Here is a 13,083-nt window from a genome sequence, read left to right as displayed (position 1 = left end):
AGATATGCTTAGCAGTTAAGCATCCGCAGAGATTGCTTCGTTCCTCGCAATGACGAATTTGATACTTTATGAAATTAACAGCATCACACTATAAAGCTTTTGGCCGTATAACAGGATGCTGTTTTTTCATGCTTTTCACTTTAGCGGTAAAAGCGCAAACCCGCGGCACGGTAGAAGTGGTGCAAGACCCGTTGATTGATACGCTGATGGCCCGCAGGCTGCATCCAACCAAGGCATACATGCCCGTTGGCGGCGCCACAGCGCCCGGCAACGGCAGTACTATTTCTTCAGATGGTTATCGCATCCAATTTTTTACCGGCACTAGCAGGGCCGATGCTTATGCCGCACAGAATAAGCTGAAAGCACGTTTCCCTGAGCTGCATACCTACATCAGCTACAAAGAGCCGAATTTTAAGGTGCACGCCGGTGATTTCCGCACCCGTATGGATGCTTCGCGTGTGATGCAGCAATTACGACCTTACTTCCCGGTACTGTTTATTATTGCCGAGAAGATCAATCCCCAACTTAACGAACAGAACTGATGATCAAAGAAAAGATACAGCAGCTTACGCAAGATATTTTTAACGATGTGGTGGCCAACCGCCGTCACCTGCACAGTCACCCTGAATTGTCTTTTAATGAGGTACAAACCTCGGCCTTTGTAGCAGGTAAATTGGATGAACTGGGGATTCCATACGTGCGCATGGCTGATAACGGTTTGGTAGGATTGATAACCGGTGCGAAACCAAGCAATAATGTAGTGGCTCTGCGCGCCGATATGGACGCACTGCCTATTACCGAGGCTAATGATGTGCCTTACAAATCGCAAAACGTAGGTGTAATGCACGCTTGCGGTCATGATGTGCACACTTCATCGCTATTGGGCACAGCCAAAATATTAACCGCGCTGAAAAATGATTTCGGCGGAACGGTAAAACTGATCTTCCAACCGGCGGAAGAAAAACTGCCAGGCGGCGCCAGCCTGATGATTAAAGAAGGCGTACTGGAAAATCCAAAGCCGCAGGCGGTAATGGGGCAGCACGTAATGCCTTTGATAGATGCAGGTAAGGTAGGCTTCCGTGTAGGTAAATATATGGCCAGTACAGATGAGCTTTATGTTACCGTAAGAGGAAAAGGGGGTCACGGTGCACAACCGCAGCAAAATGTAGATCCGGTAATCATCACCGCACATATCCTGACGGCCCTGCAACAGGTAGTAAGCCGTTTTTCAGATCCTAAGAACCCGTGCGTACTGTCATTCGGTAAAGTAATTGCCAATGGCGCTACTAACGTAATCCCTAACGAGGTTTACCTGGAAGGTACCTTCCGCACCATGGATGAGAAATGGCGCGCCGAAGCACACAAACGCATGAAGAAGATGGCCGAAGGCATTGCCGAAAGCATGGGCGCTACCTGCGAGTTTAATATTATGAATGGCTATCCATTCCTCATCAACGAAGAAAAAGTAACCAGAGCTGCCCGCGCCAATGCCGTAGATTTCCTCGGCGAAGAAAACGTAGAGGATCTGGACATCTGGATGGCCGCCGAAGACTTTGCCTACTACAGCCAGGTAGCCGACAGCTGTTTCTACCGCCTGGGCACCCGTAATGAGGCCCGCGGCATAACTTCATCTGTACACACCCCAACCTTTGATATTGATGAAGACGCGTTTAAAGTGAGCACAGGCCTAATGGCTTATCTGGCGGTGAAGCAGTTGGGGAATTAACGGGTGAAGATTGGTTGCTGAAGATTGAAGATTAGTACTCTTTGATATGCCGGTTCCTGTTTATGCTTTGTTTGCTGTAATTGCTTTTGCTTTGATAGCGATGCTGTTTTTGTCTATAAGTAATGCAGTCAGAAATAGGCTTATCCGAATTGCGCTGCAAAAGTTTATTATTCCTGAATTACAGAAGCACGGATTAACTTATAGCTACTACAAATTTTTAAAATCCTTTTCAGGTTCAGGACGAACTACCTCCATCGTATGGATGAATGGTCGTCCTGACATGACTATAGTATTAAAAGTCTTTTATTTTGAGGGCGAGAAACAGGGAAGTATGATGGCAGAAATAAAAACGATTGCGTTAACGGTACAGGGTGTGACTTTTAATGATTGACACAGATCGTAATATAAAATAAAGAAGACGGCCTAAAGCCGTCTTTTTTATTTTACCCTCATGTCATTTCGATGAGCACGAGCGTCGGATAACGCGCAGGAGCGGAAGAGAAATCTTGTACGAGCGATTAGGAAATTGATATGCAGTACGCCATACCGTTCGTATAAGATTTCTCCTCACTCCTAAACATAGCCCATCCCCACGCAATCGCTCGCGTCTTCGCGAGTGACCGTTATCCCGCGGCCTCTGGCCGCCATCAATCAATATGGATAATTTCCTGTATGCTCACGTCGGCCAGAGGCCGGCAGATAGTCGTCACTCGCGAGGACGCGAGCGACTGCAGAAAAGATAAAAAGAAGCGGTAGAATGGTGCGATTCCCCTCTTGAGAGGGGGGAGGGGTGTGTTCTTTATACGTGCGAATGACACACCCCTGCAGCCGCACCGTCAACGCGCCCCCTCTCAAGAGGGGATTTTAACATCTTCCTAACACCTGTGGCGTCCTCGCGAGTGGCGGCAGAGCACAGCAGTAACCCACCATGTTATTCGAGTGAGCGAAGTGGACGAGCATGGGGGCGACGAGAAATCTTGTACGTGCAATAAGCCATTTGCTAAACATCAAACTAATCGCACGTGTAAGATTTTTTGCTATCGCTCAAGAGAATGTATTCTCCTCATCCCATCGCACACTCTCTGCTTTTTCGTTCGGAAATGACAGGATAAATCTTTTTATATCAAAGAGTCCACCAGATCAAAATTTGAAGTTTTGAGTCATCTCATTATACCATTTCCTCAACGCTACGCTCAACTCGTTAATAATTTCTTGCTGTAAAGTTTCATTGATCGGCCAACTATCTAAAGTATCTTCATACTCCATAAGTAAACTATACACTTGTTCAAAGCCAATGCTATCATATGCGTAGCGCTGAGTTTCTGAATTAAAATCGAATCTGTTTATCGCCTCATAGTACATCTTAGAAGCTCCTTTAGCAAGATCTATCTTTTCTGAAAATATATCATCTGCGATTGACAGCGCGTAAATAATACAGGCATCCCGTTTAGATGGTATCGCAATGCCTATTTCCTTAAGCGCAAGCTTAAAATAGTGGGTAAGATCATAGAACGTGTCATTTGCGCTCATGCCTGCTAATATTACCAATGACGGCGAGTCAAGGCCTTTCAGCAGCGCGTTATAGGCGATCAGTGGCAGGTCTTCCGTTGAGAAAGCTCCAACAATATAACCCGCTGCGGCTTGTCTGAAATTCATCTTTGTTAAATAGGTTGTTGTTAATATCAACAAAAAAGCCGGTTCTCACAGAGAACCGGCTTCTATAAAACCTTTCAGCTTTAACCTTAGTTTCCTTTCGGATAATATTTAAAGTTTTTGCCGATGAATTTCGCGTTAGCGCCCAGTTCTTCTTCAATACGCAGTAACTGGTTGTATTTTGCAATCCTGTCTGAACGTGATGCAGAACCGGTTTTGATCTGACCGCAGTTCAGGGCAACGGCTAAGTCGGCAATGGTAGCGTCCTCAGTCTCGCCAGAGCGGTGACTCATTACAGAAGTATAAGCATGAGTTTGTGCCAATGATACCGCGTTGATGGTCTCGGTTAATGAACCAATCTGGTTAACTTTTACCAGGATAGAGTTTGCGGTGTTGGCATCAATACCTTGTTGCAAGCGCTCAACGTTGGTTACAAACAGGTCATCACCCACCAGCTGTACTTTGTCGCCAATTTTCTCGGTCAGCAATTTCCAGCCAGCCCAGTCGTCCTCAGCCATACCGTCTTCAATAGAAATGATTGGGTATTTAGCAGCCAGCGAAGCCAGGTAATCAGCTTGCTCAGCGCTGGTGCGGATGGCACCTTTATCGCCTTCAAACTTAGTATAGTCGTATTTGCCGTCTTTGTAGAACTCAGAGGCCGCGCAATCAAACGCCAGGCAAATATCCACACCTGGTTTGTAACCGGCTTTCTCAATCGCTTTCAAAATGGTTTCAACACCATCTTCAGTACCTTCAAAGGTTGGCGCAAAACCACCTTCGTCACCTACTGCGGTAGACAGGCCACGGTCATGCAGAATTTTTTTCAGGTTGTGGAACACCTCAGTACCCCAACGCAGCGCTTCAGAGAATGAAGGTGCGCCAACCGGCATGATCATAAACTCCTGGAACGCGATAGGCGCATCAGAGTGTGAACCACCGTTAACGATGTTCATCATCGGGATAGGCAGGGTGTTAGCGTTAACACCACCAACGTAACGGTACAACGGCTGACGGCTCTCCAGAGCAGCAGCTTTAGCAACGGCCAGCGATACGCCCAAAATGGCGTTAGCGCCCAGTTTACCTTTGTTATGGGTACCGTCAAGCTCAATCATCAGGCGGTCAATCGCGTTTTGTTCAAACACATCAAGGCCTTGCAGCTCTTTCGCAATAACATCATTTACGTTAGCAACGGCTTGTAAAACGCCCTTGCCCATATATTTAGATTTATCGTTGTCACGCAGTTCAACGGCTTCGTGCGCACCTGTAGAGGCACCTGATGGTACCGCCGCGCGACCAAGCGCTCCGTTTTCAGTTAAAACTTCTACCTCTACGGTAGGGTTGCCGCGCGAGTCGAGAATCTGGCGGGCATGAACGTCAATAATTAAGCTCATTTTTTATTTGGGTATTAGTCAAAAATGATGTTAGTGTATTTTTTACACTAACTTATACAATGTCAAATATACAACTTCCGGCAAAATAAGCTAAAAATTAGTGAAATAAATAATCATTAAACCAACTTAACATTAACTTAATATTGGTGATTGGTTGAAATGTTTTAAATCAGTAGAGCCACATATTTGTGGCTCACCCAACGCTCGTCTGATGCTGAGCATGTAGGTGAGCCACAAATATGTGGCTCTACAAAAGTTTTTTGAAAACGAACAGATATCTCACTTCGGCACCTGCAGCCCCGCTTTCCGTTCCAAGTCCTCGTTTCGCTGCGCTGCACTCCGGGCTTTCCACTGCAATCGGGTTTAGGCCGGGCGGTCTGTACAAGCAAAATTAATCGCCGGTACTGGGCAGGTGCTCGCGTTTAACAGCGCCTTTGCGGTTAATGCGGTACATCAGCATCAGTAATAAATTGTTTTTATCGTTACTCTGGTTAGGGATATAGTTGTACTGGTTGATCCATCCTGCCTGTACGATCCATGATTTATCAACCTGGTAACCCAAAGCGGCCGACATGCGGTTGCGCTCAAAATTAGGCTCTTTGTTATTCAGGAAGATCTCATCAAAGAGGGAAGCAAACCACGTATTAGCCACAATTTTAGGGTGGTTAAACGGAATAAACACGTTTAAACGGTAGCGGAAACGGTTACGGTAATCGCCATTTACCCAGCGTTGTTCTATGCGGTAACGGTGCTCCATTTTTATGCGATACAGGTATTGGTTCACCACCATCTGTTCCCATAAGCGGGTCTCTGTAGTTTGCGGACCGGCGCTCAGGTTGGTATAATCATAAGTAGTGTACCGGCCGGTACCCAGCAAAGCGGTAAAACTACGATCGATGTCATAGCTCACACCAGCTTTCGCCTCATAATATTGAAACTGACTTAGTACGCCATTGCTACGTACTTGTAGTTCGCTATAGCCACCCCAGCGGTGTAGGCTATCACCCGGTAATAGCACGGTGGCAATACCCCAGGTACCGGTTTTGCTGTTCTGTGCCGATGCTGGGAGTATTAAAATAAATAGTAAAAATGTAATTAGGGAAAATTTTGGCATTGTTAAATTAGTATTAATAATGCCAAAATTATGAAAATATTAATACTAATTTAACATATAAACTATCATTCCCACTTAAATAGCTTTATGGCTACGGCGTAAACGCAAATGCCCCAGATAAATAATATCAGTAATTCATGCGTACAGCCCGCCAGGCTTGCTCCCTCAAAAGCTACACGGCGCATGGCGTTGTTGAGGTGCGTTAACGGCAAAATATTAGCCAGGGGTTGCAGCCATTTTGGGAACACACTGGTAGAAAAGAACGTGCCCGATAAGAGGAACTGCGGCAGCGTAATGATATTGCTGAGCGGCGGTATAGTGCTCTCGTTTTTGGCAATGCTGGATACCACAAACCCGAAGCCCATAAATACAATGAGGCCTATAAAGGATAGCGCCAGCATGGTGAGCAGGGTGCTAACCCCATTAATCAGCGTAAAGTGGAACACAAAGTGCCCGATGGTAACAATTACCACAGCGCCGAACAGCGAGAACACAATACGCGCCAGCATCTCACCTAAAATGATGCTGTAGCGTTTAACCGGCGTTGCAAAAAAGCGTTTGATCACCAGCGTTTGGCGTAAGCTCAGGAACACGAATGCTGTACCGAATACGCCTGTACTCAACAGCGAGAAACCCAGCTGGCCCGGTAATATAAAATCGATATATTTAAACTCACGACCTGATACCACTTCCTCTTTCAGATCAACTGCCTTTGGGATTTTGATGCCCGAGAGTTGCTGATACATCGCTATCTGACGGCTTTGAGCGGTGTAAAGGATGTTGCTCAGCAATGATTTCAGGATGGCGCCTTTCTGTGCCGATGCCTTGCTGTAACGTACGGTCATATCAACCGGCATGGTAGGGGCGGCCTGCTTTTTAATATCTATCACTGCGTCCAGCGTGCCTTCGCCCAGGTTTTTGGTCATCTCGGCCTCGCTCTGATTGGTTACGAAGCGAATGATCTGGCTTTGTTTCAGCGCCCTATAGATAACGTTGGTGGTATCGGTAGTTTTAGTCTGACCCACGTCAACCTTCATGCCGCCGCCCAGGTTGGCAAACACCACGATAAATATTAACGGAAAAGCCAGCGTAAAAATTACAGCCGACGGGCTGCGTAATATAGAGCGCAAGCTGGCCTTGGCAATTGCCATGGTTGCGCGGAAATTATTGTATTTCTTTATTTCAGTCATTTTACCTCTCCCCGGCCCTCTCCAGAGGAGAGGGAGTTTTGGTTGGTTATGTAAATTATAAGTTTAATGATAAAGCATGGAAAGTCCTCTCCTTCGGAAAGGTCTTACCCATCCTTCCACTCTTTGCCTGTTTTGGCAATAAATACGTCCTCCAGGTTGGCGCCTTTTACCTCTTTTTTGCGCTGGAAGCCGCTGGCTATCAGTTCGTCAATAAAGTGGTCGGGAGTATCCAGGCCGATGATGCGGCCGCCGTCTACAAAGGCTATACGGTCACATAGTTCTTCGGCTTCGTCCATGTAGTGGGTGGTAATAACCACGGTAGTGCCGTTATCACGGATCTGACGGATCAGGTCCCACAGGTTACGGCGGGCCTGAGGGTCAAGGCCGGTAGTGGGCTCGTCCAGAAAAATAATGCGGGGATTGTTAATGAGCGTAGTGGCAATAGAGAAACGTTGTTTTTGCCCGCCAGAAAGCTCTTTGTATTTTGATTTGGCTTTATCTGTCAGGGCCACTTTATCCAGCATCTCATGTGCCGATACTTTGATGCCGTACAGGCCAGAGAACAATTCGATAAGCTCGGTAAGGTTAAGATTGGGGTAGTAACCTGCAGCCTGTAGCTGCACGCCTATGCGTTGTTTGATCTGATCGGCATCGCGCTCAATATTAAAACCGTCAACCGTTACGCTGCCCGATGTTTTTGGGCGCAGGGTTTCAATAATCTCTAACGTGGTGGTTTTGCCGGCGCCATTCGGACCGAGCAGCCCGAAGATCTCGCCCTCAAAAACCTCAAAGCTGATACCTTTTACAGCTTCAAAATCGCCATAATGTTTAACAAGGTTGTCAACTGAAATAATGGGGTATTTTACCATGCCGCAAAAATCGTTCACTGAAAGCATATATCCATGAACTTTTCAGCGAATGGCAGAAATTTTACTTAAATGGGTGTGTTTTAGCGAGATGTGCGGATATGAAAATGTGCAGATGTGCAAATGAAATCAGTTAATTAAGATCATCGGCATATCTGCACATTCACGCATTTGCCATCATTCCCCCTTTAGGGGGCTAGGGGGCTTTTACTTCTTGGCCACGCTGATCTGGTACAGCTTAGGCCATTTTTTGCCTGTTATAAACAGGCGTTTGCCTTGCGGGTCCCAGGCTATACCGTTCAGTACGTCGGCATTTGGTGCGCGTTGCGCCTGCGGGTAGAGCTTGCTCAAATCAATGCTTTGTAATACGGCTCCCGTTTTAGGGTCTATCACAATAATTGTGTCTGTTTGATAAATATTGGCCCACAGCTTGCCATCAATCATTTCCAGCTCGTTGATCTGGTTTACCGGACCTTTGTCATCATAAACGTCAATAAAACCGGTAGCAGCGTAAGTCTCAGGGTTGAGGAACCAAACGCGGTTGGTGCTATCATCCATGTACAGTTTATGGCCGTCATAACACATGCCCCAACCCTCATACCCAACATTATTGGTGAAGGTTTTGAGCAGCTTGAAAGTGTTTTTATCATAAACGTAACCCAGTTTTTCGGTATAAGTCAACTGGATCAGTTTATCGCCTACGATGGAAATACCTTCCGAAAATACTTTGGGATCGCCGTCAACTTTCAATACTGGTTTGCCGGTTTCCACGTTTACCTTGCGCAAGCTTGAACGGCCGGCATCTTCGCCCTCGCGACCGCCATCGCTTTCGTATAAAAAGCCGTCTTGATATAACAGACCCTCTGTATAACTACTGGTATCATGCGGGAAAACTTTGTCAACCTTATAAGCTAATTCTTCCGGAGCTTTTGAGGGGTAGAGCATAAAGTTGGTTGATACCTCTTCGGCCTTGCCGCCCTGGTAAAGTTTGGCGGTAATCAACCTCGAACCCAATCGCATGGTATCGGTTTTTAGTTTTATGCCGGCTGAATCTTTTGTAGATGCAAAACGAACCGAATCAAGCAGATAAACTACAGAATCGGGTTTAACGTCAGATGGGTATTGCAGTTTTACCGGTATGGCGTCGCCGGTTTTATAGGTGGTGCCCATTTCGGGGCTCAGGGTCATTGCTGTTTTGTTGTCTTTGTGGCTGCATCCGAAGGCCAGCAGGAGTGCGCCGCCCAGAGCTAGTACTTTTAAAGTTTTCATTTGTAATAATTATTCAGGCTGAGGCCAAAAGGCATCTTCTATGTGTTTCAATTTGTGCGAATCATCAGAGGCAAACAGTACAGATACAATATCAAACCGCACTTCGCCCTGATGGTTCATCAGGTAAATGTATTCATCGGCAGCCCGGGCCAGCAAACGCTGCTTGCGGCGGTCTACAAAGTCTTCAGGCTCGCCAAAGTAATTATAAGAACGCGATTTTACCTCAATAAATATAATCACTCCGTTTTTATAGGCAATTATATCAATTTCGGCCTTGGCATGCGTCCAGTTTTGGTCTAAAATCTCATAGCCCGTAGCTTCCAGGTGTGTGCGGGCCAGTTGCTCGCCCCGTTTACCAAGTTCTATGTGTGCAGGCATGTGGGTGATTTTTAGATGGCGAAAAGTAAAAATTTAGAATTGAAAAGGGAAAAAGGTTTTATGCTGTTTGTCATTGCGAGGCACGAAGCAATCTCGTCATAAGACAATTGGATATGTAGTGCCGTTTTGCATGCGAAGAGATTGCTTCGTCACCCTGTCGCACAATCCCCGCTGTTCCTCGCAATGACAAATGGATTTATAGAATGATGATGAAAGCCCTCTCCTTTGGAGAGGGTTGGGAGAGGTTCTACCGCAATATCACAATCCCCAGCTCATCGGCAATTTTGCGCTCCACCTTTTTCATAAACATATACTGGCTTTGCAGTATCTCAATGTCGGTTTCAACGGTGCAGTGTTGCAGATCATGCAGCAGTTTTTCCAGAATCTTGCTCACCTTGTGTTTTTTAAGGTGATATACGCCGTTCATAATGGTGGCTTTCAGGTCGCGTTGTTCATCATTGGTGGTGATGTTGTGCATGGCCTCCCAGTTATCACTCAGGATGTAGAGCGGGGTGAGCATATCAATGGTCATGTCTACAATCTGCTTGTCCTGCTGGTGGATGAAGAAGTTATCATCCGGCAGGTCGCCTTTTTCTACCTGGCTTTTGTACAGGTCAACAAACTTTTTGCAGTCTTCGTGTTCAAACTCTACGTCGTCCAGCATGCCCACTATAAACGGACCGATATAGGTGCTGGTATTGTTACTGGCATCAATCTCAATCATCTGGTTGCCGTAGAGCAATAACAGACGAACAATCTCGCGTTCCTGCAGCTCGCCATCGGGACGGGGCGGGGCTTCGCGGGCATAATCGGCATAGTTAGGCTCAATGCTCGGGTCAAACTGCTCGTAAAAATCAGGAGGAGGTTGATCTGGATGAAATTGCGGCGTGTATTGTTGCTGCTGTTGCGACTGGCCATCTTTTTTGGCCTTGGCCATGCGCATCTTGTTCAGCTCGGTAAGCAGGGCGCGCTCATCGATCTGCATCAGCATACTACACTCTTTGATGAATACCGATGCCTTGATCGAGTCAGGAATCTTAGCAATACTTTCCACCACCTCACGGATCACGCCTGCCCGTTTTATCGGATCATTAGCTGCGTCTTTAAGCAGTGCATTGGTCTTAAAAAGAATAAAATCCTTTTTGTTCTCGTCGATGTACTTCTTAAATGCGCTGCTGCCCAGCTGGCGCACGTATGAGTCGGGGTCGTTCCCATCGGGGAACAGTACTACTTTTACGTTCAGGCCTTCTTCCAGAATCAGATCCAGTCCGCGCAGCGAGGCCTTGATACCTGCCGCATCGCCATCATATAATATGGTGATGTTTTTAGTGAGGCGACCAATCAGCCTGATTTGCTCTACGGTAAGCGAGGTGCCCGACGAGGCCACCACGTTTTCAATGCCCGCCTGGTGTACCGAGATCACATCGGCATAACCTTCTACAAGGTAGCAGTTATCCTCATCGCGAATGGCTTTCTTGGCAAAGTATAAACCGTAAAGTACGTTTGATTTATGGTAGATGTCGCTCTCCGGAGAGTTGACATATTTGGGTACGCTTTTGTCGCTTTTGAGGGTACGGCCACCAAAGGCAATTACCCTGCCGGTAATGCTGTGGATGGGGAACATTACACGGCCGCGGTATCTGTCGTACAAACTGCCGTTATCCCGCTTAACCGACAAGCCAGCCTCGGTCAGAAACTCTTCTTTATACCCCTCTTTAATAGCTTTGGCCGAAAACGCTTCCCATTGATCGGGCGAGTAACCCAACTCAAATTTGCGGATAGTCTCGGGCGTAAAGGCACGCTCTTTATAATAGCTAAGACCAATGTTTTGCCCGTCTGCTGTCTCCCACAGGCTATCCTGAAAAAACTTGGCAGCGTAAGCCGTGGCAACCATCAGGCTTTCGCGGCGGGTTTCTTCTTCCCTGTTTTCGGGCTTGTCTAAAATTTCCTCAACCTCAATGCCGTACTTTTTGGCCAGCCATTTCAGCGCTTCGGGATAGGTAAACTTCTCCAGTTCCATCAAAAACGTGATGGCCGAACCACCTTTGCCGGAAGAGAAGCATTTAAAGATGCCTTTGGCCGGAGATACGGTGAACGATGGCGTACGCTCGTTGGAGAAAGGGGAGAGGCCCACGTAATTGGCACCACGTTTTTTTAATTGCACAAACTCGCCCACTACCTCCACAATGTCGGTAGCTTCCATAATTTTATCGATGCTGAGCTTGGTGATCATAATAAAACAGTGCGCTAAAAATTAGCGGGGTTACAAAAGTAAAATATTATGATGATGGTAATACGGTTAACCGCGTCAATAGTTTTCTACAGTTAATTAACATACGGTGTGAATGGCGGTACCCATTGCCGTCCCATTCATGGGACGGAATATACAATTATATTAAATGGCTTTAGCCAAATTTAAGTGATTGCTCTTATATTAAATGGCTTTAGCCAAATTTAAGTGATTGCTCTGCTTGCCAATTTAGGCTAAAGCCATTTATAATTTGCTTTAATCCGTTGACTAAAGTCAACGGCAATGAACGCTAATTCAATCGAATCTATCAAGAGTCTATGGTAGGCTTCGCTGTTTTACAAACGTAATAGCAATCCCCGCCAAAACAATCATACTACCAATAATCTCTTTCATCTCCAGTTGCTCATGTAGCAAAATAGCGGCTATTATAGCAGTTACCACAGTTTGGCTCAGCAATGCAATGGCTGTTTTGGTAGCCGGCAGCAGGCCGATAGCGTAGTTAATGGTGAGCCATCCCCCTAGCTGACAGATCAGTCCCATGCCGATGAAGTTGAGCCACACGTTGGTGGGGTAATGCAGCAAATCTGCGCCTTGCGTCCAGTTAATTAATAGCAGAAACAACATCGCCCCCAGCATATTATAAAACATAAAGGTTAGGGTGCTGATACGCTGCAACACACCTTTGGTAAGCAAGATATAAATGCTGTAAAATATGCTGGCGGTTACTGCCAACACAATACCGATGTTAAATTTCAATCCGATTAACTGATCGAAGCCAACCAGTACCACCATGCCGGCAATTGCAATGAGCGTACCTACCCAGAATAGCCACCCCGATTTTTTGCGCAGGAAAATATAACTCATCAGCCCCACCCAAACAGGTGCAAGGTTAGCCAGCAAAGTTGATACCGTGGCGCTGATTTTTAATATAGAGATGTTCCAAACGGCAATATCGCTGGCGAAGATGAAGCCAGCCAACAGTGCAATCAGCAGATCCTTACGGGCAATAGCCGTTTGCTTTTTGATGATGCAATACGGCGCCAGCAAAACCCAGGCAAAGGCAATGCGGTAAAACGCAGCAGCCAGCGGCGCCGTGCCCGCCAGTTTTACAAAAATAGGCGAGAACGCAATACATACAATGCCAATGGCCAAACTAAGCTTTGGGTTCATTAAGGCAAACTTAGGGAAATGTGCAGATATGAGGATGCTTATACATAACGTAGAGCCACATATTTGTGGCTCCTT

The 13,083-nt window shown here is 46.4% G+C and carries 12 protein-coding genes; 3 read left to right on the top strand and 9 right to left on the bottom strand.

Going from position 1 to position 13,083, the window contains the following annotated elements:
* Window positions 1-128: 128 nt before the first annotated feature.
* Genes ABZR88_RS16100 through ABZR88_RS16090 form a run of 3 tightly spaced genes read left to right on the top strand, consistent with a single transcriptional unit; the run spans window position 129 to window position 2,117 of the window.
* The gene (locus ABZR88_RS16100) at window positions 129-542 is read left to right on the top strand and encodes an SPOR domain-containing protein (protein WP_245916952.1); all 414 of its coding nucleotides are present in this window, start codon (window positions 129-131) and stop codon (window positions 540-542) included.
* Window positions 542-1,726: a M20 family metallopeptidase gene (locus ABZR88_RS16095; RefSeq protein WP_107826352.1), complete on the top strand. Its 1,185-nt coding sequence runs from the start codon at window positions 542-544 to the stop codon at window positions 1,724-1,726. Before ABZR88_RS16100 ends, ABZR88_RS16095 begins: the two co-directional genes overlap by 1 nt.
* A gap of 46 nt (window positions 1,727-1,772) precedes the next feature.
* On the top strand, window positions 1,773-2,117 hold the full coding sequence (locus ABZR88_RS16090; protein ID WP_107826353.1) for a hypothetical protein: 345 nt from the start codon (window positions 1,773-1,775) through the stop codon (window positions 2,115-2,117).
* Window positions 2,118-2,866: 749 nt separating this feature from the next.
* Here ABZR88_RS16090 and ABZR88_RS16085 read toward each other — a convergent pair.
* The 9 genes from ABZR88_RS16085 to ABZR88_RS16045 form a co-directional block, all read right to left on the bottom strand.
* Entirely contained in the window at window positions 2,867-3,382 is a 516-nt protein-coding gene (locus ABZR88_RS16085) for a hypothetical protein (RefSeq protein WP_107826354.1), read from the bottom strand.
* Between the two features lie 86 nt (window positions 3,383-3,468).
* The gene (gene eno, locus ABZR88_RS16080; protein ID WP_107826355.1) at window positions 3,469-4,770 is read right to left on the bottom strand and encodes a phosphopyruvate hydratase; all 1,302 of its coding nucleotides are present in this window, start codon (window positions 4,768-4,770) and stop codon (window positions 3,469-3,471) included.
* Between the two features lie 391 nt (window positions 4,771-5,161).
* Complete coding sequence (locus ABZR88_RS16075; protein ID WP_107826356.1) at window positions 5,162-5,884, bottom strand: DUF2490 domain-containing protein; 723 nt, start codon at window positions 5,882-5,884, stop codon at window positions 5,162-5,164.
* A gap of 65 nt (window positions 5,885-5,949) precedes the next feature.
* Window positions 5,950-7,074: an ABC transporter permease gene (locus ABZR88_RS16070; protein ID WP_107826357.1), complete on the bottom strand. Its 1,125-nt coding sequence runs from the start codon at window positions 7,072-7,074 to the stop codon at window positions 5,950-5,952.
* Window positions 7,075-7,178: 104 nt separating this feature from the next.
* Window positions 7,179-7,970, bottom strand: a complete 792-nt coding sequence (locus ABZR88_RS16065) for an ABC transporter ATP-binding protein (protein WP_245916953.1) — start codon at window positions 7,968-7,970, stop codon at window positions 7,179-7,181.
* Window positions 7,971-8,147: 177 nt separating this feature from the next.
* The gene (locus ABZR88_RS16060; protein WP_245916954.1) at window positions 8,148-9,209 is read right to left on the bottom strand and encodes a glutaminyl-peptide cyclotransferase; all 1,062 of its coding nucleotides are present in this window, start codon (window positions 9,207-9,209) and stop codon (window positions 8,148-8,150) included.
* A 9-nt stretch (window positions 9,210-9,218) separates the two neighbouring features.
* On the bottom strand, window positions 9,219-9,587 hold the full coding sequence (locus ABZR88_RS16055) for a YraN family protein (RefSeq protein ID WP_107826359.1): 369 nt from the start codon (window positions 9,585-9,587) through the stop codon (window positions 9,219-9,221).
* A gap of 247 nt (window positions 9,588-9,834) precedes the next feature.
* Window positions 9,835-11,820: a DNA primase gene (gene dnaG / locus ABZR88_RS16050; protein ID WP_107826360.1), complete on the bottom strand. Its 1,986-nt coding sequence runs from the start codon at window positions 11,818-11,820 to the stop codon at window positions 9,835-9,837.
* Between the two features lie 333 nt (window positions 11,821-12,153).
* Window positions 12,154-13,008: a DMT family transporter gene (locus ABZR88_RS16045; protein WP_170113511.1), complete on the bottom strand. Its 855-nt coding sequence runs from the start codon at window positions 13,006-13,008 to the stop codon at window positions 12,154-12,156.
* Window positions 13,009-13,083: the final 75 nt, after the last annotated feature.

Origin of the sequence: Mucilaginibacter yixingensis, assembly GCF_041080815.1 — a bacterium.
Classification (GTDB): domain Bacteria; phylum Bacteroidota; class Bacteroidia; order Sphingobacteriales; family Sphingobacteriaceae; genus Mucilaginibacter; species Mucilaginibacter yixingensis.
Note: the sequence above shows the minus strand (reverse complement) of the source record. Positions and strands in the feature narration are given on the sequence as shown.